Origin of the sequence: Sphingomonas mesophila (genome assembly GCF_003499275.1) — a bacterium.
Classification (GTDB): Bacteria; Pseudomonadota; Alphaproteobacteria; order Sphingomonadales; family Sphingomonadaceae; genus Sphingomicrobium; species Sphingomicrobium mesophilum.
On sequence record NZ_QWDF01000001.1, the window covers coordinates 552,324 to 576,547 of the forward strand.

Sequence of the window (24,224 nt, forward strand, 5' to 3'; positions counted from 1 at the left end):
CGGTCGGGTTTGGCGTGAGGAAAGCGTGACCAAGACCGACTATTACGAGCTGCTTGGGATCGACCGCGGCGCCGATCCGGCGACGGTCAAGGCGGCCTATCGCAAGCTGGCGATGGAGTGCCACCCTGACCGGCACGGCGGCTGCACCGACAAGGAAGCGCATTTCAAGGCGATCAGCGAGGCCTATGACTGCCTCAAGGATCCGCAGAAGCGCGCCGCTTACGATCGCTTCGGCCATGCCGCTTTCCAGAACGGCGGAGCAGCCGGCGACCCCTTCGGCGGCGGCGGATTCGACGGCTTCTCCGACATCTTCTCGTCGATCTTCGGCGAATTCATGGACCAGCGCGGCCAGCGCCAGAATGTCGCCCGCGGCGCCGACCTGCGCTACGATCTCGAGCTGACGCTCGAACAGGCGTTCGCCGGCGCCGAGCAGCAAATCCACCTCGAGGCGCTGGCCCGCTGCGATAGCTGCTCGGGCAGCGGCGCGCGCGGCGAATCGCGCGCCGCGCGCTGCCGCTCGTGCGGCGGGGCCGGCAAGGTCCGCGCGCAACAAGGCTTCTTCGTGGTCGAGCGGACCTGCCCGACCTGCCTCGGCGCGGGCGAGATGATCGCTGATCCGTGCGCCGACTGCCAGGGCGAGGGCCGCGGGCTCAAGCGCCGCAAGATCAACGTCGATATTCCCGCGGGTGTCGACGAGGGCACCCGCATCCGGGTCGCGGGCGAGGGCGAGGCCGGGCTCCGCGGAGCGGCGGCCGGCGACCTCTATCTGTTCGTCCACATGAAGCGCCACCCGATCTTCCAGCGCGACGGCACCAATCTCGTCGCCGAATGCCCGGTCAGCTTCACCACCGCCGCGCTCGGCGGGACCGTCACCCTGCCCGGGATCGACGGCAAGAAAGTCGAGGTCGCGATTCCGCCCGGGACCCAGTCGGGCGAGATGCTGCGCCAGCGCGGCGCCGGCATGAGCGTACTCCAGGGCCGCGGCCGCGGCGATCTCGTCGCGCGGATCCTGGTCGAAACCCCGACCCGCCTCAGCAAGGCGCAAAAGGAGCTGCTGCGCCAGTTCCAGCAGAGCGAGACCGGCGACGAATGCCCCGCCGCCAAGGGTTTTTTCGCGCGTATCAAGGAAGCGCTGGCCCAATAGGCTGTCTTTCCCCCGCGCGCGGCCTGGCCTAGGTCCGCCGTGTCAGGGGAGATCATCGTGCGCCTAATGCTTGCCGCCGCCTTGCTCGCCGCCGCCGCCACCGGCCCGGCGGCCGCCCAGCAGAATTTCGACAAGGTTGAGATCAAGGTCGAGCGGGTTGCGCCCGGTGTCGCCGTGCTGTTCGGCTCGGGCGGCAATATCGGAGTCAGCTATGGCGTGGACGGCAATGTCCTGATCGACGACCAATTCGCGCCGCTGGTGCCCAAGGTTGTCGCCGCGGTGCGCACCCTCGATCCTGACCCGATCGCCTTCCTGATCAACACCCACTGGCACTTCGATCACACCGGCGGCAACGAAGCGCTCGGCAAAGCGGGCACGGTGATCGTCGCCCAGGACAATGTTCGCCGCCGAATGGCGGTCGACACGGTGAGCTCGCGCTTCGGCACGATCAAGGCGACCGGCAAGGCCGGCCTGCCGGTGATCACCTTCACCCGCGACATCAGCTTCCATCTCAACGGCGACCGCCTCCAGGTCGTGCACGTCCCCAATGCCCACACCGACGGCGACTCCTTGATCTATTGGACCGGGGCCAACGTCGTGCACATGGGCGACGTCTTCTTCCACCGCCTGTCCTTTCCGTTCATCGACCGCGACAGTGGCGGCTCGATCGACGGGGTGATCGCCGCGGTGCGCCGCGGGTTGGCGCTGGTCCGCCCCGGCGGCAAGGTCATTCCCGGCCACGGCCCGGTCGCCACCCGCGCCGAGCTCCAGGCCTATCACGACATGCTGGTCGACGTGCGCGCCAAGGTGGCGGCGCAGGTCCGCGCCGGGCGCAGCCGGGCCGAGGTGCTCGCCGCGCGCCCGGCCGCGGCCTATGCCGGCAAGGTCGCTGCGAACGGCTTCATCAAAGCCGACGATTTCGTCGGCGGGATCTACGACGATCTGCGCAAGGGCCGCCGCCGCTAGGCGCCGAACACCCGCTCGAAGATCGTGTCGATCCGCTTGAAATGGTAATCGAGGTCGAACAGCGCGGCGAGCTCGTCCGCGCCTAGTTTCGCCGTCACCTCGGGATCGGCCTTGAGCAGGTCGAGCAGCTGCAGCTGGCCGTCGCTCTCCCACACGCGCATCGCGTTGCGCTGGACGAGGGCGTAGGCCTCCTCGCGGCTGAGCCCGGCCTGGGTCAGCGCCAGCAGCACGCGCTGCGAATGAATCAGCCCGCCCATGCGGTCCATGTTGCGCTGCATGCGGTCGGGATAGACCAGCAATTTGTCGATCACCCCGGTCAGCCGCGCCAGCGCGAAGTCGAGCGTGATGCACGCGTCCGGCCCGATGAACCGCTCCACCGACGAATGCGAAATGTCGCGCTCGTGCCACAAGGCGACATTCTCCAGCGCCGGGACCACCGCCGCGCGCACGACGCGCGCGAGCCCGGTCAAATTCTCGGTCAGCACGGGATTGCGCTTGTGCGGCATCGCGCTCGAGCCCTTCTGGCCGGGCGCGAAATATTCCTCCGCCTCGAGCACTTCGGTGCGCTGCAAATGCCGGATCTCCACCGCGAGCCGCTCGATCGACGAGGCGACCACGCCCAGCGTCGCGAAGAACATTGCGTGGCGGTCGCGCGGGATGACCTGGGTCGAGGCCGGCTCCACCGCCAGCCCGAGCTCGGCCGCGACATGGGCCTCGACCGCCGGGTCGATGTTGGCGAACGTTCCGACCGCTCCGGAAATTGCGCAGGTCGCGATGTCGGCACGTGCCGCGACCAGCCGCGCGCGGTTGCGGTCGAATTCCGCGTAAGCCTGGGCCAGCTTGAGCCCGAAGGTCACCGGTTCGGCGTGGATGCCGTGGCTCCGCCCGATCGTCGGGGTCAGCTTGTGCTCGACCGCGCGGCGCTTGAGCACCGCCAGCAGCGCGTCGAGGTCGGCAATTAGCAGGTCCGCCGACTGCATCAGCTGCACCGCCAGCGAGGTGTCGAGCACGTCGCTCGAGGTCATCCCCTGGTGAAGCCAGCGCCGCTCCGGCCCCAATCTCTCGCCGGCCCATGTCAGGAAGGCGATCACGTCGTGCTTGGTCACCGCCTCGATCGCGTCGATCGCCGCGACATCGATCTCGTCGAGCACGCCCGCGTCATAGGCCTTGCGGATGATCGCGGCGTCCTCGGCCGGGATCATGCCCACCCGGCCCATCGCCTCGGCCGCGAACACCTCGATCTGCCACCAAATGCGATATCGGTTCTCGGCCGACCAGATGGCCGACATCTCGGGACGGGAATAGCGCGGAACCATGGCCCGAGCGGCTAGCAGAGCCGCCCGGTGGGTTCAAATCACGCCCAGCGCCCGGAGGCTCGATCGGCCCTGCACGCCGACGATGACATGGTCGTGGACCGCGATCTTCATGTGCTTGCCGGCCTCGATCAGGTCGCGCGTCAGGCGAATGTCGGCCTGGCTCGGCGTGGGGTCGCCCGAGGGGTGATTGTGGACGATGATCAGAGCTGTGGCGCCGAGCGCGATCGCCCGGGCGATCACCTCGCGCACATGGACCGCCGCCTCGTCGACGCTGCCCGTCCACAGCGCCTCGTTGGCGATCAGCAGATTCTTGGCGTTGAGGAACAGCACGCGCACCTGCTCGATCGGCGAATGCGCCATCGCCGCCTGCAGATAGTCGCCGAGCGCGTCCCAGCTCGACAGCACCGGCCGCCCCTCGATCCGCGTCTCGAGCAACCTTAGCGCGCTTGCCTGGGCGATCTTGAGCGCCCCGACCATCCCGTCGCTCAGCCCTTCGCGCCGAAGCGTCTCGGCGTCGGCAGACAGCAACGGCCCGATCCCGCCGAAGCGCGCGATCAGCTCCTTCGCCTTGGCCTTGGTGTCGCGCCGCGGCACCGCCAGCGCGAGCAGATATTCGACCAGCTCATGGTCGAGCAGCGCCCCGCCGCCGCCGTCGAACAGCCGTTCGCGCAGCCGCGCTCTGTGGCCCGAGCCGTCGGTTGCGGGTCCGTTCATTGCCACCACGCTAGGATCGTGCGTATCGCCGCGCAACGGGCCAACCGTATCGGTGACGGAACGGCGGCCATGACCGCGGGTTTAGGAACACGATGGATAGCGGGCGCGACGAGCGAGCTCTGGGTGATGACGCGCCCGCCACGACGGAAGTGACGGCCACCCGCCGCTCCCGGCTGCGCTTCGTCTCATCCCTGATCCTCGTCGGCCTGCTCGTGCTGCTGGTCGGCGCCTGGCTGTCGCGCGGGCCGATCGCCGAGCATTTCATCAAGCGCGAACTCGACCAGCGCGGCGTGCGCGCGACCTACACCGTCGAGCGCATCGGGCTCCACAACCAGATCATCCGCGACGTCACCATCGGCGATCCCGCCCGGCCCGATCTCACTGCCCGCTACGCGCGCATCCAGATGCGTTTCAACTGGGACGGCAGCGTCTCGGTCTATCGAATCGTCGCGCGCGGGGTCCGGCTGCGCGGCCGATTGCTCAATAGCGGCCGGGTGACTTGGGGCGAGGTCGACAAGCTTCTTCCGCCGCCGAGCGGCAAGCCGTTCAGCCTGCCTGATGTCGCGGTCGACATCGCCGATTCGACCCTTGCGCTCGCCACGCCCTACGGCCGGCTCGGCTTCGCGGTGGCCGGCTCGGGCAATCTCACCGGCGGCTTCAAGGGGCGCCTGTCCGCCGCCTCGGGGCCGCTCAAGATGGGCGCTTGCGCGCTCGAGGGCATGCGCGCCTCGGTCGCGCTCGCCGTCGTCGCCCGCCGGCCGCAGGTGCGCGGCCCGGTCAGCGCGCGCAGCGTGGCGTGCCCCAACAGCCGGATGGCGCTGGTCGCCCCGCGGCTCGATCTCGACAGCAGCTTCTCCGAGGGCTTCGACCAGTTCGACGGTCGCGGCCGGCTCGCCGTCCAGACCCTCACCGCCGGCGACAACGGCCTCGCCAATCTTGCCGGAACGCTCGGCTTCAAGGGCGACGTCAAGGACGCCTCGGGCCGTTTCGACCTGTCCGCCCAGCGCGCGCGCCTCGCCGCCATCTTCGCCGACCGCACCCGGCTCGCGGGCAACTACCGGCTGCTCCCGGCCAAGGGCACGCTCGCCGTCACCGCCGATTACGACGCCAACAGCGCCGCGCTGGCCGCTCCGCTGGTGGCACGCCTGGCCGGTCCGTTCGACGGCGCCAAGGGCACGCCGATGGCGCCGATCGCAAGCCAGATCGCGACCTCGATCCGCCGCACTGCGGCGCGCTTCGACGCCTCGGGCGAGCTGACCCTGGTCAACGGCCGCGGCGGCGGCGGCGTGCGGATCCGCTCCGCCGATGCGCGCGGCCCCGGCGGAGCGCGCGTGCTGGTCGGCGGCGGCGACGGCATCACATACTATTGGCCGAGCGGGCGGATGCGCGTCGACGGCCGAATCGCCACCGGCGGCGGCGGTCTTCCGCGCGCCGACATCGCGCTTCGCCAGCCGCGCGGCGGCGGTCCGCTCTCCGGCGAAGCGCGGATCCAGCCGCTCACCGCCGGCGGCGCCCGACTCGCCCTTGCGCCGGTGCGCTTCGACGGCCAGGCCGACGGCTCGACCGAGCTCGAGACCGTCGCCATCCTCGACGGCCCGATCCCGGGGGGCCGGGTGACCGGGCTGCGTTTCCCGATCGAGGGCCGGCTCGGCGGACCCGGCGGCGGCTTCCTGATCGGGCGCGGCTGCATCGACGCGCGCTTCACCTCGCTCACCGCCGGCGGGCTCCGCCTCGGCGCGGCCAGCATCCCCTTGTGCCCGACCCGCGGCGCGATCATTGCCAAGCGCGGCTCGGCCCCGGTCCAGATCGGCGCCTCGACCCGCAACCTGCGCCTCGCCGGTCGGCTCGGCCGCTCGCCCTTTGCGCTGACCGCGGCGCAGGCGGTGCTCAGCGCCGCCGACCGCTTCACCGCACGCGAGCTCGCCATCCGCATGGGCAAGAGCGAGGCGCCGGTGCGTGTCACCGCCGCCCGGCTCGACGGCAATCTCGGCGGCGGGCGGGTGACCGGCAACTTCGGCGGCGCCGCGGCCATCATCGGCCGCGTTCCAATCCGCCTCAGCGAGGCCGCCGGCCGCTGGACCTTCCGCCGCGGCGCGCTGGCGATCGACGGCGCCGCGACCGTCACCGACATGGCCGCCGAGCCGCGCTTCTACCCGCTGCGCAGCACCGATCTCGCCTTCCGCCTCGCCAACGACCGGATCGACGCCGGCGGCACCCTCACCGACCCCGAGAGCGGCACGCGCGTCGCCAACGTCGCCATCGACCACCGGCTGTCGACCGGCAGCGGCGAGGCGGTGATCGACGTCCCCGGCATCCGCTTTGCCCTCGGCGGCCTCCAGCCGACCGATCTCACGCGCCTCACCCAGGGCATCGTCGCGCTGGTCGACGGAAGCGTCAGCGGGCAGGGGCGGATCGCCTGGAACGGCAGCGGCGGAGTGACCTCGACCGGCGAATTCACCACGCAGAACATGAACCTCGCCGCCGCCTTCGGCCCGGTCACCGGCCTGTCGACCACCATCCGCTTCACCGACCTCCTCAAGCTCGAGACCGCGCCCGGCCAAATCGCCACCGTCGCCGGTCTCAACCCCGGCATCGAGGTACTCGGCGGCGAGATCCGCTATCAATTGCTGCCCGGCCGGCTGGTCCGCGTCGAGCGCGGCGAATGGCCGTTCATGGGCGGCCGGCTGATTCTCGAGGAGACCATCCTCAACTTCAACAAGGCGACCGCCAAGCGACTGACCTTCACCGTCGTCGGCCTCAATGCCGAGACCTTCGTCGATTCGCTCCAGTTCCGCGACCTCAAGGCGAGCGGCATCTTCGACGGCGTGCTGCCGATGATCTTCGACGAGGACGGCGGGCGGATCGTCGGCGGGCGGCTCGAAAGCCGGCTCGGCGGCGGCACCTTGTCTTATGAGGGCGCGATCAACCGCGCCAATCTCGGGCTGATGGGCGGCATTGCGTTCGACGCGCTGCGCTCGCTGCGCTTCAGCCGCATGGTCATCCGCCTCGACGGCGACCTCGCCGGCGAATTCGCCGCCGGCCTGACCATCGACGAGGTCGGCCTCGCCAATGCCACCGGCACCCAGCGGCTGGTGAAATCGCTCGTCCGCAAGATCCCGTTCAAGTTCAATGTCACCATCCGCGGCCCGTTCCGTGCGCTGATTGCCACCGCCAAGTCGATCCGCGACCCGCGCAACGTCATCCGCGAGGTGCTCCCCGCGCCGATCGACCAGATCCCCGGCGTGATCACCGAGGTCCGCCGCAAGGAGCAGACTTCGGAGCAGACCCAGACCCCGGTCGACCAGAAGATCGACGTCACCACCAAGCCCCCAGCTGAAAGCGAGCAACGCCCATGACTCGAACCACCGCCCTGCGCCTCGGCGCCGCAACGCTGCTGCTGCCCGTCACTGCCAGCTGCGTCACCGTCCGCCCGCCCGACAAGCCGATCGAGATCAACCTCAACGTCAAGATCGAGCAGGAGGTGCTGGTCCGCCTCCAACGCGACGTCGACCAGCTGATCAAGAACAATCCCGACGCCTTCCCGCAGCAGCCCGAAGGCGGGGTGCCGCGCCAATGACCCGCATCCTCGCCATGCTCGGTGCGGCGCTGCTCGCGTCCGCCCCAGCGGCGGCCCAGCCGGCGCTCGGCCAGGCGCGCGCGGCGGGGCAGGTGGGGGAGCGCTACGACGGCTATCTCGGCCTCGCCGCCACGGCCGACGCCTCGGTCCGCACCCAGGTCAATGCGGTCAACATCAAGCGCCGCGCGCTCTACAGCCAGCTCGCCTCGAGCCGCGGCGTCGCGCCCGGCGACGTCGGCCTCACCGCCGGCTGCGAGCTGCTCGGCCGGGTCGCGGTGGGCGAGGCCTATCTGCTCGCCGACAACCGCTGGCGCCGCCGCACGGCCGGCCAGTCGGCGCCCGTCCCCGACTATTGCGGCTAGACCCGCCGAGCGGCCCCTTGACGGCGGTTGACTTGGGCCAAGCCGCTTCATAAAGGGGCGGCGCCTTGGCGGGCTCGACACGCCGCCATGTTCCTTGCCTAGCGACCATCGGCCCGGTTTTCGACGGCTGGCGGCGCACATTTAGGAGAAATGAGGCGCATGGCTGCGAACGGGATCGACGAGGACCCGAATTCTCCCAAGGATGACCGGCTGGTGTCGCTCGAAACGCGGCTCGAGCGGGTCAAGGCGGAGGAAGCGGCCGAGGACAAGCGGCGCCACAATGCCGAGGCGCAGCGGGTCATTCGCTCGGCCGGATCGCGGATCCTGTCGGTGCTGGTCGGCTATCCGCTCGGCGGTGCCCTCATCGGCTGGGCGATCGACCAATATGCGGGAACCCTCCCGTGGGTCACGCTCGGGCTGATGTTTCTCGGTTTCGGCCTCGCCTTCCGGGAAGTGTTGAAGACAGCGAAGCAAGGCCCGACCTCGGGCCGTGAGGTGAAATAGTGGCGGCCGAAGTCAAGATCGACCCGATGCACCAGTTCCACATCGACCCGCTCGTCGGGCCGGCGGAAGCGGGCAGCCCGTTCATGTTCACCAACAGCGCGCTGTGGATGCTGATCGTGCTCGGCGCGATCTATCTGTTCATGATGGGCGGAATGAAGCGCCAGCTGGTCCCCGGCCGCTGGCAGATGGCGGTCGAGGGGGTCACCAGCTTCATCACCTCGATGCTTGACACCAATGTCGGGCCGGAGGGGCGCAAGTACGTCCCCTGGGTGTTCACCGTCTTCATCTTCATCCTGTTCGCCAATTTGATGGGCATGATGCCGTTCGGGATCATCCCCGGGGTCCACCCATTCACCGTCACCAGCCAGTTCACCGTCACCGGCGTGATGGCGATCATCAGCTTCTCGATCGTGCTCGTCGTCGGCTTCGCCCGCCACGGCTTCCACTTCTTCAGCTTGTTCGTGCCGCACGGCACGCCGGCGTTGATGGTGCCATTCATCTTCCTCGTCGAGCTGTTGTCGTTCCTGGTCCGCCCGTTCAGCCTCGCGCTGCGACTGTTCGTGGCGATGATCGCCGGCCACATCCTGATCAAGGTGTTCGCCTATTTCATCATCCAGGGGATCGACGCCGGAACGCCGATGTCGCTCGGCATCTCGGCCTTGTCGTTCGTGTTCATCGCCGGGGTCAGCGCGCTCGAGCTCCTCGTGTGCGCCATCCAGGCCTATGTCTTCGCCCTTCTGACGTCGCTCTACATCAACGACGCGGTCAACCTTCACTAAGTCTTTCACACAGGAGTTAATCTCATGGATCTCGAAGCTGCCAAGGTCATCGGTGCCGGTCTCGCCGCAATCGGAGTCGGCGCTGCCGCCGCCGGCGTCGGCACCGTGTTCGGCTCGTTCCTTCAGGGCGCGCTGCGCAACCCGGCCGCGGCCGACGGCCAGCAGGGCCGGCTGTTCATCGGCTTTGCCGCCGCCGAGCTGCTGGGCCTGATCGCCTTCGCCGTCGCCATGATCATCCTCTACGCCGTCTAAACGGACGCGCGTTCGAGGGATCATTCGATGCCGCAACTCAACCAGCTCGCCGAGGTCGCGCTCAGCCAGTTCTTCTGGCTGGCGATCGTTCTAGGCGTGATCTACTTCGCGATCGGCAAGGGCATGCTGCCCAAGATCCAGTCGACCGTCGATCTGCGCGAGCAGAAGATCGCCGCCGACCTCGCCGCCGCCGAAGCCGCCCAGGCCGAGGCGGAGCAGGTCGAGGAAGCCTATCGCCTGCGCATGGATGCCAGCCGGGCCGAAGCGGCCAAGCTGACCGCCAAGGCCAAGGATAGCGGCGCCAAGTCGACCGAACAGACGCTTGGGCAAGCCGACGCCGAGATCGGCGCCCGGGTCGCCCAGGCCGAAGCCGAGGTGCGCCAGGCGCGTGAAGGCGCGGTCAAGGACATCGAGGCCGCCGCCGCCGAACTCGCCGCCGAAATCGCGCGCAAGGTCGCCGGGGTCGAGGTTGACGCCGCCGCCTCGCGCCAGGCGGTCAAGGAAGTGATGGCCAATGCTTGAGCTGATGCTTGCCGCGACCAGCGAAGCGGGGGAGGCCCACGCCGACCCCACCGCGCTCGGGCTCGACCCGACCCAGTGGGTCGCGCTGTCGATGATCGCCATTCTTGCGCTGTTCATCTGGAAGAAGGTGCCGGCCGCGGTCGGCAAGGCGCTCGACAAGAAGATCGACGGCATCCGCGCCCAGCTCGCCGAGGCCGAATCGCTGCGCAAGGACGCGGAAAGCCTCAAGGCCGAGTATGAGGCCAAGTCGCGCGCCGCCGAGGGCGAGGCCGCAGCCATGGTCGAGCGCGCCCAGGCCGAAGCCAAGGCGATCGTCGCCAAGGCCAAGACCGACGCCAAGTCGCTGGTTGAGCGCCGCCAGCGCATGGCCGAGGACAAGATCGCCGCCGAGGAACGCGCCGCGATCGCCGAGATCCGCGCGACCACCGCCAAGGCCGCCACCGCCGCCGCCGCGCGCCTGGTGGCAAGCAAGCACGACGCCGGCTCCGACAAGAAGCTGATCGACCAGGCCATCGCCGTTCTCTGACTTTTGCCCCTCCCCCTTGGGGGAGGTGGCGCGAAGCGCCGGAGGGGCCGGGACCTCTCGCCGACCCTAGGGCACATTCTCCGTCAGCAGATCGTAGGTCGCGACCAGCTCGTCGCGCTGGTTGAAGATCTCGACCGCCCAGCGCACCACGCCGGTCTCCTCGCTCTTCAGCGACTTCGAGCGCACCGTCAGCTCCACCCGCATCGAATCGCCCGGATAGAGCGGCGTCAGGAAGCGCAGATTCTCGAGGCCCGTATTGGCCAGCACCGGCCCCGGATCGGGATCGACGAACAGCCCCGCGGCGAAGCTCAATATCAGATAGCCGTGCGCCACCCGCCCCTCGAACACCGGCGAGGCCCGCGCCGCCTCCTCGTCCATGTGGGCGTAGAATTTGTCCCCGGTGAACTCGGCGAAATGCTCGATGTCGGCAATCGTCACCGTCCGGCTCGCGGTCCTCAGCGTATCGCCGATCTCGAGCTCGCTCATCCGCTTGCGGAACGGGTGCCCCTCGAGCACCCGCTTGGGCCCGCCCGGGATGTACTGCGCGCTCACCGCCGCGATCATCGCCGGGGTCGACTGGAGGGCGGTGCGCTGCATGTAATGCTTGACCCCGCGCACGCCGCCCATCTCCTCGCTCCCGCCGGCGCGGCCCGGCCCGCCGTGGACCAGGACGGGCAGCGGACTGCCGTGCCCGGTGCTTTCCTTCGCATTGTCGCGATTGATCACCAGCATCCGCCCGTGGAACGCCGCCGCGCCGCCGATGAAGTCGCGCGCCGCCTCCGGCGAATGCGTGAACAGCGACAACGCTAGGCTGCCCATGCCGCGATTGGCCAGCGCCACCGCGTCGGCGAGGTCGCGGTAGGGCATCACAGTCGATACCGGCCCGAACGCCTCGACATCGTGCACCGCGCTCGCCGTCCAAGGTTCATCGGTGCGCAGCAGCACGGGCTGCATGAACGCGCCGCCCTCCGGCCCGACCGCCGCCTCGGGGTCTCCGGCGACGATCCTCGCGCCGCTGTCGACCAGCTTGCCGATCTGCCGCCGCACATCCTCGCGCTGCCCGCGATTGACCAGCGCGCCCATCCGGCTCGCTTCGTCGCGCGGGTCACCCACCGTCGTTGCCGCCAGCCGATCGCGGGTCGCCGCCTCGAGCGCGTCGAGATGCTCGGCTGGCGCCATCGCCCGGCGGATGGCGGTGCACTTCTGCCCCGCCTTGACGGTCATCTCGTTGACCACTTCCTTGACGAACAGGTCGAACTCGGGCGTCCCCGGCGCCGCGTCGGGCCCGAGCACGCTGGCGTTGAGGCTGTCCTGCTCGGCGACGAACTTGACGCTCTCGCGCAGCACCACCGGCTGGCTCTTCAATTTGTTCGCGGTCGACGCCGATCCGGTGAAGCTGACCACGTCCTGCCCGCCGAGATGCTCGAACAGGTCGCCGACCCCACCGACCACCAGTTGCACCGCGCCCGGCGGCAACAGCCCGCTGTCGACCATCACCCGGAACGCCGCCTCGGTCAGGAACGCCGTCGCGCTGGCCGGCTTGACGATCGCCGGCACCCCCGCGAGCAAGGTCGGCGCGAGCTTCTCGAGCATTCCCCACACCGGGAAGTTGAACGCGTTGATGTGCACCGCCGCGCCCTGCAGCGAGGTGTAGATATGCTGGCCGACGAAGCCCCCACCCTTCGACAAGGGCTCGAGCGGCCCGTCGAGCAGGACGTGCGCATCGGGCAGTTCGCGGCGGCCCTTGGAGGAAAAACTGAGCAGCGTGCCCGCGCCGCCCTCGATGTCGATCCAGCCGTCCTTGCGAGTCGCCCCGGTGGCGTAATTGAGTTCGTATAGCGGCTCCTTCGCCGCCAGGATCGCCAGCCCGAGCCCCTTCAGGATTCGTGCCCGCTGGTGAAAGGTCAGCGCCCGCAGCGCCGGCCCGCCGACCTCGCGCGCATGGCTCAGCATGCCCTCGAAATCGAGCCCGCCCGATCCGGTCGCGGCGACGACGCTGCCGTCGATCGCGCTCGGCAGTTCGGTCAGGCTTGAGGCATCCCCGGGCACCCACTGGTCCCGCGCGAAGTTGAGCAATTGCTGGGTCTTCATGGCGTCTGCTTTGGCCGTCCGGCGGCGCTTCGGCAACTGCGCGCCACTATCCCCGCCCGCGCAACGCTGCGATAGTCGCCGGCGCGGGGGGCCGGATGAACAGTTTCGAATATATCACCGTGCTGGTGTCGATCGTCATCGGCCTCGCCATCGCCGACATCGCCACCAGCCTGCATCGCCTGCTCCGCGCCGGGCGGCGGGTGCGCTGGGACTGGATTGCGCCGACCGCGGCGGCGCTGGTCCTGCTCGAACTGTTCAACCTGTGGTGGAAGTGGCACGGCTTTTCCGGCGATACGCTGGGCGAGGTGATGCCCTATTTCGCGGCCTTGCTGCTGCTGTTCCTCGCCGCCTCGGCCAGCCTGCCCGACGAGGTTCCGGCCGACGGCATCGATCTCCGCGAGTTCGAACGCTCCTCCCACACCTATTTCTGGTCGGTCTACATTGCCTTCGTGGTAGTCTGGATCGGGCTTCGCACTGCGCTCGACATCGAAAGAGGGGTCAGTGTCGAGAGCGCCTTCCTCCAGCGTTGGAAGGACTATGCGATGATCGCGCTCTATTGCGTCGTGATTGTCGCCCGGCGCCGTTGGCTCAGCTTCGCCGCGCTGGCCGGTAGTCTGCTGTGGCTCGGCTACGGCTGGTGGTCGCTGCGGCTGTCGGGGATCGCTTCCTAGCGCCCCTCGAATTTCGCCGGGCGCTTTTCCAGGAACGCCGCCACCCCCTCGCGATAGTCGGCGGTGAAGCCCAGCCGCCGCATCTCGTCGCGCTGCAGGTCGAGCTCTTGGCTCAGGCTGCGCTCCCAGCTCGTCCGGATCATCCGCTTGATCGCCGCCAGCCCGAGCGGCGGAAGCGCCGCCAGCCGCGCCGCCAGCGAATCGACCTCGCCGTCGAGCGCATCGTCCTCGACGCATTTCCAGATCAGCCCCCATTCGGCGGCCTGCTCGGCGGGCAACGGCTCGCCGGTCAGCGCCAACGCCATCGCCCGCGCCTGGCCGAGATGGCGGGTCAGATGCCAGCTGCCGCCAGTGTCGGGCACCAGACCCAGCGCTGAGAAGCTCTGGATGAACTTGGCCGATCGCGCCGCCACCACCAGGTCGCACGCCAGCGCCAGGCTCGCCCCGGCGCCCGCCGCCACGCCGTTGACCCGCGCGATTACCGGCTGCGGCAGCTCCGCCAGCATCCGCACCAGCGGGTTCCAGCATTCCTCGACCGTCGCGCCGAGGTCGGTCGGCGAGTCGCCCGCGCTCACCGCCCGGTCGTTGAGATCCTGCCCCGCGCAGAACCCGCGCTCGGCGCCGGTGATGACGACCACCCGCGCTTCGCCGAGCGCGCCCAGCGCCTCCCGCAACTCCGCATGCATCGCCCGGGTAAAGCTGTTCAGCCGCTCCGGCCGGTTCAGCGTCACCCGCGCGATATGCCCGTCGCGCGCGACTTCGATCGTTTCAAATGCCATCGCGCACGGCCTAGCAGCCTAGTGCTGGGCGAGAAAGGCGAGCCGCTCCTCGAAGGTCCGGTCGCGCTCGGCGAAGCGCAGCGGATGGACGTTCTGAACCAGGATTTCCGGCGGCGTCGGCTGCTGCGCCAAGAGCCCCATCACCTCGTCGGCGAACTCCTCGAGCGGCTGGTAGCCCGCGCGGGTCGACTGGCCCGGCGTCAGCTCGGTCTGCACTGCCGGCGGGGCAAGCTCGATCACCTCCACCTTGCCGGCCAGCTTGGCCCGCAGCGCCTGGGTGTAGCTATGCATCGCCGCCTTGGTCGCCGAATAGGTCGGCGCGGCCGGCAGCGGCACGAACGCCAGGCCGCTGGTGACGTTGATCAGCGCCGAATCCGCCTGCGCCGCGAGATGGTCGATGAGCGCATTGGTGAGGCGGATCGGCCCGAGCAAATTGGTCGCGATGGTCTGCTCGGCGTCCGTGAGGTCGCGGCGGCTGGTCGCGTCCTCGGTGCGCATGATGCCGGCATTGTTGACCAGCACGTTGAGCTCCGGAAAGCGGCCAACCAGCGTCTCGGCGAACGAGTCGATCGCCCCCGAGTCCTCGGCGTCGAACGCCATCGCGTGGAGGTTGTCGCGGCCGCTGGCGGTCTCCTCGAGCGCCTCGACCCGGCGCCCGGCGACAATCACCACATTGCCCGAATCGTGCCACCGCTGCGCCAAAGCGCGCCCGATCCCGCTCCCCCCGCCGGTGACGAGGATGGTATTGCCGCTGGTTTTCATATGTGCGCTCCGAATCTGTTGGGCCCCTCAAATGGGGCGCGACCGGCGCGATGAAAGGTGCCCGATTGGCTTGGCGAGGATCGTCTTCGTCGCCGCGCTGGACGGCGCCGCTGGATGCGCTAGGCTCGGCGCCGCGTGGGGGGCGCGTCCGATGGCAGCGAGCAAGACCGGTCGAGGCAAGCCCCCGACCACCACTGACGCGCTCGACGTGGCGATGGAGCGGGCAGGGGACGGCGATGCCGCGCGCACCCTGCTCGAAAAGCACAGCCGGCTGATCGACGCGCAAATCAAGTCCGAGCGGCTCGAGCATCGCAACAAGGTGGCGCTGATCGCCTTCCGCTCGACGCTGGTGCTGGCGGCGCTCGCCGTGCTGGTCGGCGTCGCCTGGATGATCTCCAACGCCCGGCGCGACCGCGGGCTGGTCATCGAAGCGCTCAGCGTCCCGCCCGATCTTGCCGCCCGCGGACTGACCGGCCAGGCTCTGGCCGCGGCGCTGGCCGACAGGCTCGCGGAGATCGACCGCACCGCGCGCAGCTTCCGAAGCCCCGAGACGATGACCGTCAATTGGGGCAATGACGTCAAGATCCAGATCCCCGAGACCGGCGTGTCGATCGGCGAGCTCGACGCTTTCCTGCGCCGCGTACTGGGCCAGCAGACGACCATCGGCGGAGCGGTCTATCGATTGCCGCAGGGGCTTCGCCTGACCGTCCGGGTCGGCGGCTCAGGGGCCATCGAGCAGGCGGGCGGCGACTCGACCCTCGAAGCGATGGTGCACAAGGCCGCCGAGGGTGTGTTCGCCAAGACCCAGCCCTATCGCTATTCGAAATATCTCGAATTCACCGGCCGCTCGCCCGAGGCGATGGCGGTCGCGCGTAATGTCATCGCCACCGATGACGATCCAGCCGAGCGCGCCTGGGCGTGGGCGCAGGTCTCCAACTTGCTGCTCAACACCGACACCAACGGCGCCTTGGCCGCGGCCTATCGCGGGATCGACGAGGATCCGTCCAACCCGCTCGCCTATCTCAACGGGTGCATCGCCGCCGGGCATTTGTCGCATCCGGCAAGAGCGAGGCGCCTTTGCAATGCGGCGAGCAAGCTTGGGTCCGATCCGAAGGGCGGGCTCAGCGAAATCGGGGTCAACACATCGCGCGCCAACCGCGCCTTCGACCCGGCGAATGACGGAGATTACAACCTCGCGCTTCGGCAGGTCGAGGCGCTCAGCGGGCCGCTCTACCCGGGCGTCCGCGAAAATCGCGACGTCAATCGCGCCGCCATCCTGCTTCGGCTTCACGACGTGCGCGGCAACCGGCGGCTGAGGGGTGCCATCACCGACCGCGTGACCGCGTCGGGCTTTTCCGGAGCGTCCGGAGTCAATTATCCGCAATATGACGAGGCGATCGAGATCGCCGATTATGCGCGCGCCGAGTTTCTCGCGCGCGACCTGCTGGCCTTCCTCACGACCAATCCGGAGACCCCGCAACTCTCCGCCGTGCAAAGCGAGCGGCACGTCCTTCCTAATCTGGCGCTGGCTCTGGCGCTTGGCGGCAAGGTCGCCGAGGCGAATGCTGTCGTCGCCCAGCTTCCGCTCGATTGCGCCAATTGCCTGATCGCGCGCGCCCAGGTCGCCGGCGCCTCGGGCGATCTGGCCGGCGCTCGCCGCTGGCACACGCGCGCGCTCCGGGCTGGCGCCAATCCGCTTCAGCAGTCGGTCACGATGGCCCGTCTCGCGCTCGCCAACCGCCGCTGGGACGAGGCGCTTGCTCACGCCGACCGGGCGGTCGAGCTCGGCCCGAAATTCGCCGACAGCCACAAATATCGCGGCGATGCGCTGCGCCGGCTCGGCCGCTTCGCCGAGGCCTCGCGGGCCTATGCACAGGCTGCCGGTTTGGCCCCGCAATGGGGCCGCCTGCACGTCGACTGGGGCATGGCGCTGGCCGCTGAGAACGACCGCGAGCAGGCCCGCGCCAAATTCGCCACGGCCCGCCGGCTGTTCCTCTCGCCGACCGACCAGCGCGTGCTCGCCGCCGTCGCGCCGTTCGCAGCGGGCTGAGCCGCCACCAAATATCGTTTCCGTGCGTTTGAGTTGCGACCCGCCAGCCGCTAGACGAGAGCCATGTACACCACCGAGCTTAGCAAGACCGTCGCCCCGATCGAGGCGCCCGAGGATCCGGCGCTGCTCGCCGCGTTCGAGGCGCGGGTCGCGGCCGACGAGTTCATCGAGCCCAAGGACTGGATGCCCGAGGCCTATCGCAAGACCCTCGTGCGCCAGATCTCGCAGCACGCCCATTCCGAGATCGTCGGCATGCTGCCCGAGGGCAATTGGATCACCCGCGCCCCCTCGCTCCGGCGCAAGGCAATCCTGCTCGCCAAGGTCCAGGACGAGGCCGGCCACGGCCTCTACCTCTATTGCGCGGCGGAAACGCTCGGCACCAGCCGCGAGCAGATGATCGACGCGCTCCACTCGGGCAAGGCCAAGTACAGCACCATCTTCAACTATCCGACTCTGACCTGGGCCGACATCGCCGCCATCGGCTGGCTGGTCGACGGCGCCGCGATCATGAACCAGGTGCCATTGCAGCGCACCAGCTACGGCCCCTACGCCCGCGCCATGGTCCGCGTGTGCAAGGAGGAGAGCTTCCACCAGCGTCAGGGCTATGAGGCGATGATGGTCCTCGCCCGCGGCACGCCAGAACAGCGGCGCATGGCGCAGGACGCGTTCAACCGCTGGTGGTGGCCCAGCCTCATGATGTTCGGCCCGCCCGACGACAATTCGCCCAATACCGAGCGCTCGATGCGCTGGCGGATCAAGCGCGAGACCAACGACGAATTGCGCCAGAAATTCGTCGACATCACCGTCCCCCAGGCCGAGTTCATCGGCCTCACCGTGCCCGACCCCGATCTCGCCTGGAACGAGGCCAAAGGCGGCTATGATTTCGGCGAGGTCGACTGGGAGGAGTTCTACGCCGTGGTGCGCGGCGAGGGGCCGGTCGCCAAGGAGCGTCTCGCCGCCCGCCGCCAGGCGTGGGACGACGGCGCCTGGGTCCGCGACGCCGCCGCCGCCCACCAAGCCAAGCGCGCCGCCCGCGAAGCCGCATGAGCGCGCCGGGGGAGGGCGGTCACGACTGGCCGCTGTGGGAAGTGTTCGTGCGTTCGAAAGGCGGCCTGTCCCACCGCCACGCCGGAAGCGTCCACGCGCCCGATGCCAAGCTCGCTTTGGCCCACGCCCGCGACACCTACACCCGCCGCATGGAGGGCGTCAGCCTGTGGGTGGTCAAGTCGACCGACATCATCGCCAGCGATCCCGCCGATGCCGGCCCCTTGTTCGCCCCCGCCGAGGACAAGGTCTACCGCCACCCGACCTTCTACACGATCCCCGACGACGTGAAGCACATCTAGGCCATGCCCTCGCTGCCCCCGATCCGCCCCGAGGACGAGGCGCGCGCCCGGACCGCGCCCGATCACGGCGCATTCGACGAGGCCGCGGTCGCCGAGCGCGACCCGCTCGAGGATGCCTATTACGACTATCTGCTGCGCCTCGGCGACGACTCTCTCATCCTCGGCCAGCGCCTCTCCGAATGGTGCGGACACGCCCCCTCGGTCGAGGTCGATCTCTCCCTCGCCAACATCGCGCTCGACCTCATCGGCCAGGCCACCCACATCCTTGAAAAGGCCAATAACGGCGACGGCGACGAGCTCGCGTTCAAGCGCGACGTGCTCGACTTCCGCAACTGCCTGCTGGTCGAGCAGCCCAACGGCGATTTCGCGCGCACCATGGCCCGCCAGCTGCTGTTTTCGACCTACCAGCACATCCTCTACCGTGAGCTCGCCGAAAGCCCCGATCCGTTCCTGCGCGCCATCGCCGCCAAGGCGGTCAAGGAGGTCGCCTATCACCGCGAGCTCGCCGCCGACTGGGTGATCCGCCTCGGCGACGGCACCGCCGAAAGCGCGCGCCGAATGGCCGACGGCCTCGACTGGTGCTGGCGCTTCATCCCCGAACTGTTCGAGGTCGACGCCGTGCTCGAGCAGATGATCGCGCTCCAGACCGTGCCCGACCCGCGCAGCTTCGAGCGCGAATATCGCGCCTGCCTCGCCGAGGTCCTCGCCGAAGCCAAACTCCCCGTCCCGCCCGACCAGCGCCCGATCCTCGGCGGCCGCCGCGGCCACCACAGCGAGCACCTCGGCCATCTCCTCGCACCGATGCAATATCTCCCCCGCACCTATCCGGACGCGACATGGTGAGGCTGCTGATCGCCTTGCTTGCGCTCGCTGCAGCAACGCCCGCAACGGCGGCGGAGCGCGCCTTCCTCGCCATCGAAACGGCGGACATCGCCGCCGCGGAAAAATGGTACTCCGCCGCGTTCGCGCTCAAGCGGATCAACCGCTTCGACCGGCCGCGCTTCGACCAACGCGTGCTCGCCGGCCCCGATCTCGTCGTCGAACTGGTGCAGATGCGCCCCGCCACCGCCAAGCCCGCCACTGCGGTGCTCGGGATCGTCAAGGCCGGCGTGCAAATCGCCGATTTCGACCGTCGCCTCGCCGCCTGGCGCGCCGCCGGCATCGCCCCGCCGAAGGGTCTGCACTTCGACCGCGCGCTCGGCCTCGCGTCGGTCCAGCTGACCGATCCCGACGGCAACCTCATCCAGGTATTCGGCACCAGTGCCGGCCCGTTCGACGGAACGGTGGAGGTCGATCCGGCGGTCACGAAAGCCGACTGATGGCCGAGCATTTCCATGCGCTGACCGTCGCCGAGGTCGTGCCCGAAACCGACGAGGCGGTGTCGATCCGCTTCACCGTCCCGCCCGAGCTCACCGAGACCTACCGCTTCAAGCCCGGCCAGCACGTTACGCTGATGGGGATCGTCGACGGCGAGGAAGTGCGGCGCAATTACTCGCTGTGCATCGCGCCCGCCGACGGCGCGCTCAAGGTCACCGTCAAGCGAATCGCCGGCGGCGCATTCTCCAACTGGGCCAACGACAACGTAAAGCCCGGCGACAAGCTGGCGGTGATGCCGCCGCACGGCAGCTTCACCGTGCCGTTCGCGCCCGGCAACGCGCGCCGCTATGTCGCGATTGCCGGAGGCAGCGGGATCACCCCGATCCTGTCGCTCATCCGAACCGCGCTCGAGACCGAGCCCGCCAGCCGCTTCACCCTGTTCTACGGCAACCGCGATTCGCGCAGCATCATCTTCCTCGAGGCGCTGGCCGAGCTGAAGGACCGCTACATGGGCCGGCTCGAGCTGTTCCATTTCCTTGCCGAGGAAGCCGGCGACGTGCCTTTGTTCAACGGCATGCTCGACGCGCAGCGCTGCGCCGAGGCGGTCGACCAATTGGTGCCCGATACCGGCGCCGTCGATGCCTGGTTCATCTGCGGCCCCGGGCCGATGATGGACGCCGCGGAAAGCGTGCTGCTCGAGCGCGGGATCGAGCGCGGCCGGATCCACATCGAGCGCTTCACTGCCGGCCGCCCCTCGGCCGGCGAAGCGGCGGCGATCGCCCGCGTCCAGCAGCAGGCCGCCGGCCAGACCATCGCCGTCACCTTGGACGGCCGCACCCGCCAGATCGCGTTCGACGGCGGCAACATTCTCGACAGCGCGCGCAAGGCTGGAATGCCCGCGCCGTTCGCGTGCAAGGCCGGAGTCTGCGCCACCTGCCGCGCCAAGCTCGTCAGCGGCACCGTCGAAATGGCCGCCAACTACGGCCTCACCGACGAGGAAGTCGCCGAAGGTTACGTCCTCACCTGCCAGTCCGTCCCCACCAGCGAAGGAGTCACCGTCGACTACGACGTGTGATCCTAAAGGGATTGCCCCTCAACCGTCGCCCCAGCGAAGGCTGGGGCCCATGCCTCGCGGCCACGAGCAATTCACAGGCATGGACCCCAGCCTACCCTGGGGTTACGAGGATGGAGACAGTCACCCAACCGTCACTGCGAGGCGCGCAGCGCCGCGGCAATCCCGTCGCCGGCCTCGCTGGTGGATTGCGTCGCTCCGCTCGCAAAGACGAAAATCATCCGCTAAGCCGCCACCCATGCTGACGACGTCCACGCATCCGCGACTGTGCGACCTTGGCGAGATGAAGAGCGACAGCCTGCTGGCGCTGATCGCGCTCGCCAATGCCGACACCCGCGAGCACAAGATCGACGTCGGAGTCGGGGTCTACAAGGACGGCAGCGGCGCGACCCCGATCCTGCGCTCGATCAAGGCCGCCGAGCGCCTGCTCCTCGATCGTCAGCAGACCAAATCCTATCTCGGCGGCCGCGGCGACAACGTCTTCCCCAGGTTGATCGGTGAAGTGCTGCTTGGACCCCATGCCGGCGACGAACGCATCGACGGCCTGCAGACCCCCGGCGGCTGCGGCGCGCTCAGCCTCGCCTTCAAGCTGATCTTTGCTGCCAACCCTAAAGCGCGGGTGCTGGTCGGAATGCCGACATGGCCCAACCACCAGCCGATCGTCGGCGGGGTTGGCCTGGCGATCGAGGCTTATGATTATTACGACCGCGACGCGCGCACCATCCGCTTCGACGCGATGCTGGCCGCGCTCGCCGCCGCCAGTCCCGGCGACGTCGTCCTGCTCCACGGCTGCTGCCACAATCCGACCGGCGCCGACCTCGACGCCGCGCAATGGGCCGAAGTCACCCGCCTGATTGTCGAGCGCCGGCTGCTGCCGGTGGTCGACATCGCCTACCAGGGTTTGGGCGACGGGCTCGACGAGGACGCCGCCGGGCTGCGCGGCATTCTCGACGCCTGCGACGAAGTGCTGGTGGCGCAAAGCTGCGACAAGAATTTCGGAGTTTATCGCGACCGCGTCGGAAGCCTGTTCGTCAAGACCGGCTCGGCCGAGGCGACCGCCCGGGCGATGGCGCATGTGCTGCAGATCGCGCGAGAAATGTGGTCGATGCCGCCCGATCACGGCGCCGCCGCGGTGCGCATCGTGCTCGAGGAGCCGGAGCTTCGCGCCGACTGGCTGGCCGAGCTCGGCGAGATGCGCGGCCGAATCCAGGCGGTGCGCGCACAGATCGCTGCGGCGCACCCGGCGCTGGCCTATATTGCCGACCAGAAGGGCATGTTCTCGATGCTCCCGCTGACCCGCGACCAGGTCCGCCGCCTGCGCGACGATCATGCGATCTACATGGCCGACAGCGGCCGCTTCAACGTGCTCGGACTGGCCGACGAGGCGGTCGACCGCTTCACCGCCGCGATCGTCGGCGTGCTCGGGTAAACCTCTTGGCCGAGCGTCCCGACCAACCGACCGCCGCCGCCGACCTAGACTGGGAGGAGGTCGCCCGGCTGGTGCTCACCAGCCGCGCGCTCGACGAGCTCGAGGAAACCATCCTCGTCCCCGAGAAGAAGGTGCTCTATCAATTCTCGGCGCGCGGTCATGACATGGCGCAGGTTATCCTCGGGCTTCACTTGCGCGACGGCGATGCCGCCTGCGGCTATTATCGTTCGCGCCCGATGCTGCTCGCGCTCGGCGTCGACATCGCCGACGCGCTCGGCTCGGGCATGGGCCGCGCCGGCGGTTACAGCGACGGCCGCGATATCGGCGTGGTGTTCAACTACCCCAATCCCGGCGGCGCCCACGCGCTGCCGATGTGCGGCGGGGTGGGGGCCCAGTACACCCCTGGGGCCGGCTGGGCGCAGGCCATCGCCTACAAGGCCGCCGTCCTCGGCGAGGCCGACGACGGCGCGATCGCGGTCGTGCTCGGCGGCGACGCAAGCTGCGCCACCGGTGGATTTTGGTCGGCGTTAACCATTGCGACCACGCAAAAATTGCCGATGCTATTTTACATCGAGGACAATGGCTACGGCATCTCGGTGACGTCCGATTACCAGACCCCGGGCCGCGACATCGCCGCCAATCTCGCGAGCTTCTCGGGCCTCACCATCTGGAATGGCGACGGCACCGATCCGGCCCAGGCGGCGCGGATGATCGGCGAGGCGGTCGGCCACGTCCGTTCACGACAAGGCCCGGCGTTGATCCGCCTGACCGTGCCGCGACTGGAGGGCCACAGCGCGCAGGACACGCAGAGCTACAAGTCGGCGGACGAGATCGCCGCCGAGTGGGCGCGCGATCCTTTGCCCAAGCTCCAACGCTTCAGCCACAATCTCGACTGGGAGCGGCTGGCCGCGTCGGTCGAGGCCGACGTCGCCGCCGCGCGCAACGCCGCCGAGGCGCGCGGGGTGTCGTCGCCCGACCGGGTCACCGACCATGTGTTCTTCGACGGCGCGCCCGCACGCGTCGGCGGCGGGGCAGGGCTGTCGCTCGACGGCACCACCGAGGTCGCCTCGCCCGACGGCCAGCGGATCAACATGGTCACCGCCATCCGCCGAGTGCTCGACCAGGAGCTTGCCGCCAACCCCAAGATGCTGGTGTTCGGTGAGGATGTCGGCCCCAAGGGCGGGGTCCACGCCGTCACCCTCGGCCTTCAGGACAAGTTCGGCCGCGAGCGGGTGTTCGACACCTCCTTGAACGAGGAAGGCATCGTCGGCCGCGCCGTCGGCATGGCGCTCGCCGGCCTGCTGCCCGTCCCCGAAATTCAGTTCCGCAAATATGCCGAGCCGGCGACCGAGCAGATCGCCGACTGCGGGACCATGCGCTGGCGCACCGCCAACCGCTTCGCCGCGCCGATCGTGCTGCGCATCCCCGGCGGCTTCTTCAAGTGCGGCGATCCGTGGCACAGCCAGACCAACGAGGTGCAATTCGTCCACTCGCCCGGCTGGAAGGTCGCGGTCCCGTCCAACGCCGAGGATGCGGTCGGCCTGCTGCGCTCATCCCTGCGCGGCCACGACCCCGTCATCTTCTTCGAACACCGCGCCATGCTCGACGACAGCTGGGCGCGCCGGCCATGGCCCGGCGACGATTTCGTCGTGCCCTTCGGAAAGGGCAAAAAAGTCAGGGAGGGCAAGGACTTAACCATCGTCACCTGGGGTGCGATGGTGCCGCGCTGTGAAACCGCTGCTCAGTCCATTTCGGCCGACATCATCGACCTCCGCACCCTCAAGCCGTGGGATTCGGAGATGGCCCTCGATTCGGTCCGCAAGACCCGCCGCTGCCTCGTCGTCCACGAGGACCTGCGCACCGGCGGCTTCGGCGCCGAGATCGCCGCGGTGGTCGCCGACGAGGCCTTCCTCGACCTCGACGCCCCCGTCGCCCGAGTCGCCATGCCCGACATCCCCAGCCCGCATCACCCAAGCCTGCTCGAATGGGCGGTTCCATCGGTCGAGCGCATCCGCGCCGAGATCGACCGGCTGGTCGGCTTCTGA

The 24,224-nt window shown here is 69.1% G+C and carries 24 protein-coding genes; 19 read left to right on the forward strand and 5 right to left on the reverse strand.

Annotation, left to right across the window (positions count from 1 at the left end):
• Positions 1-25: 25 nt before the first annotated feature.
• Together dnaJ and D0Z60_RS02870 are read left to right on the forward strand one after the other, a co-directional pair.
• Entirely contained in the window at positions 26-1,144 is a 1,119-nt protein-coding gene (dnaJ, locus tag D0Z60_RS02865) for a molecular chaperone DnaJ (RefSeq protein WP_118856858.1), read from the forward strand.
• 66 nt (positions 1,145-1,210) lie between these two features.
• Positions 1,211-2,110 carry an MBL fold metallo-hydrolase gene (locus D0Z60_RS02870; protein WP_118856859.1) on the forward strand — a complete coding sequence of 300 codons (900 nt, stop codon included), beginning with the start codon at positions 1,211-1,213 and terminating at the stop codon, positions 2,108-2,110.
• Here D0Z60_RS02870 and purB read toward each other — a convergent pair.
• Positions 2,107-3,426, reverse strand: coding sequence for an adenylosuccinate lyase (gene purB, locus D0Z60_RS02875; protein WP_118856860.1), 1,320 nt, complete (start codon positions 3,424-3,426; stop codon positions 2,107-2,109). The two genes, D0Z60_RS02870 and purB, sit on opposite strands and share 4 nt — an antisense overlap.
• Positions 3,427-3,459: 33 nt before the next feature.
• A complete protein-coding gene (gene radC / locus D0Z60_RS02880; RefSeq protein WP_118856861.1) occupies positions 3,460-4,140 on the reverse strand; it encodes a RadC family protein in 681 nt (226 codons plus the stop codon).
• A 92-nt stretch (positions 4,141-4,232) separates the two neighbouring features.
• Here radC and D0Z60_RS02885 point away from each other — a divergent pair, with 92 nt between their 5' ends.
• From D0Z60_RS02885 to D0Z60_RS02920, 8 genes are all read left to right on the forward strand, one after another.
• Positions 4,233-7,496 (forward strand): intermembrane phospholipid transport protein YdbH family protein, encoded by a 3,264-nt coding sequence (locus D0Z60_RS02885; protein WP_118856862.1) that lies wholly within the window; start codon positions 4,233-4,235, stop codon positions 7,494-7,496.
• Positions 7,493-7,717: a YnbE family lipoprotein gene (locus D0Z60_RS02890; RefSeq protein WP_118856863.1), complete on the forward strand. Its 225-nt coding sequence runs from the start codon at positions 7,493-7,495 to the stop codon at positions 7,715-7,717. The genes D0Z60_RS02885 and D0Z60_RS02890 overlap by 4 nt, the downstream gene beginning before the upstream one ends.
• The gene (locus D0Z60_RS02895; protein WP_118856864.1) at positions 7,714-8,079 is read left to right on the forward strand and encodes a YdbL family probable chaperone protein; all 366 of its coding nucleotides are present in this window, start codon (positions 7,714-7,716) and stop codon (positions 8,077-8,079) included. Before D0Z60_RS02890 ends, D0Z60_RS02895 begins: the two co-directional genes overlap by 4 nt.
• Before the next feature lie 159 nt (positions 8,080-8,238).
• Entirely contained in the window at positions 8,239-8,583 is a 345-nt protein-coding gene (locus D0Z60_RS02900; protein WP_162888047.1) for an AtpZ/AtpI family protein, read from the forward strand.
• Positions 8,580-9,362 (forward strand): F0F1 ATP synthase subunit A, encoded by a 783-nt coding sequence (locus tag D0Z60_RS02905; RefSeq protein ID WP_420822790.1) that lies wholly within the window; start codon positions 8,580-8,582, stop codon positions 9,360-9,362. Before D0Z60_RS02900 ends, D0Z60_RS02905 begins: the two co-directional genes overlap by 4 nt.
• A 24-nt stretch (positions 9,363-9,386) precedes the next feature.
• Positions 9,387-9,614, forward strand: coding sequence for a F0F1 ATP synthase subunit C (locus D0Z60_RS02910; protein ID WP_118856867.1), 228 nt, complete (start codon positions 9,387-9,389; stop codon positions 9,612-9,614).
• 27 nt (positions 9,615-9,641) lie between these two features.
• Positions 9,642-10,136, forward strand: coding sequence for a F0F1 ATP synthase subunit B family protein (locus tag D0Z60_RS02915; RefSeq protein ID WP_118856868.1), 495 nt, complete (start codon positions 9,642-9,644; stop codon positions 10,134-10,136).
• Entirely contained in the window at positions 10,129-10,662 is a 534-nt protein-coding gene (locus tag D0Z60_RS02920; protein WP_118856869.1) for a F0F1 ATP synthase subunit B family protein, read from the forward strand. The genes D0Z60_RS02915 and D0Z60_RS02920 overlap by 8 nt, the downstream gene beginning before the upstream one ends.
• A 66-nt stretch (positions 10,663-10,728) precedes the next feature.
• On the opposite strand, the gene paaZ is transcribed toward D0Z60_RS02920, so the two are convergent.
• Positions 10,729-12,753 (reverse strand): phenylacetic acid degradation bifunctional protein PaaZ, encoded by a 2,025-nt coding sequence (gene paaZ, locus D0Z60_RS02925; protein ID WP_118856870.1) that lies wholly within the window; start codon positions 12,751-12,753, stop codon positions 10,729-10,731.
• A 95-nt stretch (positions 12,754-12,848) separates the two neighbouring features.
• On the opposite strand from paaZ, the gene D0Z60_RS02930 reads away from it, so the two are divergent.
• Positions 12,849-13,424, forward strand: a complete 576-nt coding sequence (locus D0Z60_RS02930) for a hypothetical protein (protein ID WP_118856871.1) — start codon at positions 12,849-12,851, stop codon at positions 13,422-13,424.
• Here D0Z60_RS02930 and paaG read toward each other — a convergent pair.
• Both paaG and D0Z60_RS02940 read right to left on the reverse strand, forming a co-directional pair.
• A complete protein-coding gene (gene paaG / locus D0Z60_RS02935) occupies positions 13,421-14,203 on the reverse strand; it encodes a 2-(1,2-epoxy-1,2-dihydrophenyl)acetyl-CoA isomerase PaaG (protein WP_118856872.1) in 783 nt (260 codons plus the stop codon). The two genes, D0Z60_RS02930 and paaG, sit on opposite strands and share 4 nt — an antisense overlap.
• An 18-nt stretch (positions 14,204-14,221) precedes the next feature.
• The gene (locus D0Z60_RS02940) at positions 14,222-14,965 is read right to left on the reverse strand and encodes an SDR family oxidoreductase (RefSeq protein ID WP_118856873.1); all 744 of its coding nucleotides are present in this window, start codon (positions 14,963-14,965) and stop codon (positions 14,222-14,224) included.
• Between the two features lie 151 nt (positions 14,966-15,116).
• Here D0Z60_RS02940 and D0Z60_RS02945 point away from each other — a divergent pair, with 151 nt between their 5' ends.
• The 8 genes from D0Z60_RS02945 to D0Z60_RS02980 all read left to right on the forward strand — a co-directional run bounded on the left by D0Z60_RS02945 (position 15,117) and on the right by D0Z60_RS02980 (position 24,224).
• Positions 15,117-17,015 (forward strand): tetratricopeptide repeat protein, encoded by a 1,899-nt coding sequence (locus tag D0Z60_RS02945; protein ID WP_162888048.1) that lies wholly within the window; start codon positions 15,117-15,119, stop codon positions 17,013-17,015.
• 63 nt (positions 17,016-17,078) lie between these two features.
• A complete protein-coding gene (gene paaA / locus D0Z60_RS02950; protein ID WP_118856875.1) occupies positions 17,079-18,062 on the forward strand; it encodes a 1,2-phenylacetyl-CoA epoxidase subunit PaaA in 984 nt (327 codons plus the stop codon).
• Positions 18,059-18,361 (forward strand): 1,2-phenylacetyl-CoA epoxidase subunit PaaB, encoded by a 303-nt coding sequence (gene paaB / locus D0Z60_RS02955; protein WP_118856876.1) that lies wholly within the window; start codon positions 18,059-18,061, stop codon positions 18,359-18,361. Before paaA ends, paaB begins: the two co-directional genes overlap by 4 nt.
• A 3-nt stretch (positions 18,362-18,364) precedes the next feature.
• On the forward strand, positions 18,365-19,204 hold the full coding sequence (gene paaC / locus D0Z60_RS02960; protein WP_118856877.1) for a 1,2-phenylacetyl-CoA epoxidase subunit PaaC: 840 nt from the start codon (positions 18,365-18,367) through the stop codon (positions 19,202-19,204).
• The gene (locus D0Z60_RS02965) at positions 19,198-19,680 is read left to right on the forward strand and encodes a VOC family protein (RefSeq protein ID WP_118856878.1); all 483 of its coding nucleotides are present in this window, start codon (positions 19,198-19,200) and stop codon (positions 19,678-19,680) included. Before paaC ends, D0Z60_RS02965 begins: the two co-directional genes overlap by 7 nt.
• Positions 19,680-20,753: a 1,2-phenylacetyl-CoA epoxidase subunit PaaE gene (gene paaE, locus D0Z60_RS02970; RefSeq protein WP_118856879.1), complete on the forward strand. Its 1,074-nt coding sequence runs from the start codon at positions 19,680-19,682 to the stop codon at positions 20,751-20,753. The genes D0Z60_RS02965 and paaE overlap by 1 nt, the downstream gene beginning before the upstream one ends.
• Before the next feature lie 235 nt (positions 20,754-20,988).
• Positions 20,989-22,179, forward strand: coding sequence for an aromatic amino acid transaminase (locus D0Z60_RS02975; protein WP_240325516.1), 1,191 nt, complete (start codon positions 20,989-20,991; stop codon positions 22,177-22,179).
• A 5-nt stretch (positions 22,180-22,184) separates the two neighbouring features.
• A complete protein-coding gene (locus D0Z60_RS02980; RefSeq protein WP_205421028.1) occupies positions 22,185-24,224 on the forward strand; it encodes an alpha-ketoacid dehydrogenase subunit alpha/beta in 2,040 nt (679 codons plus the stop codon).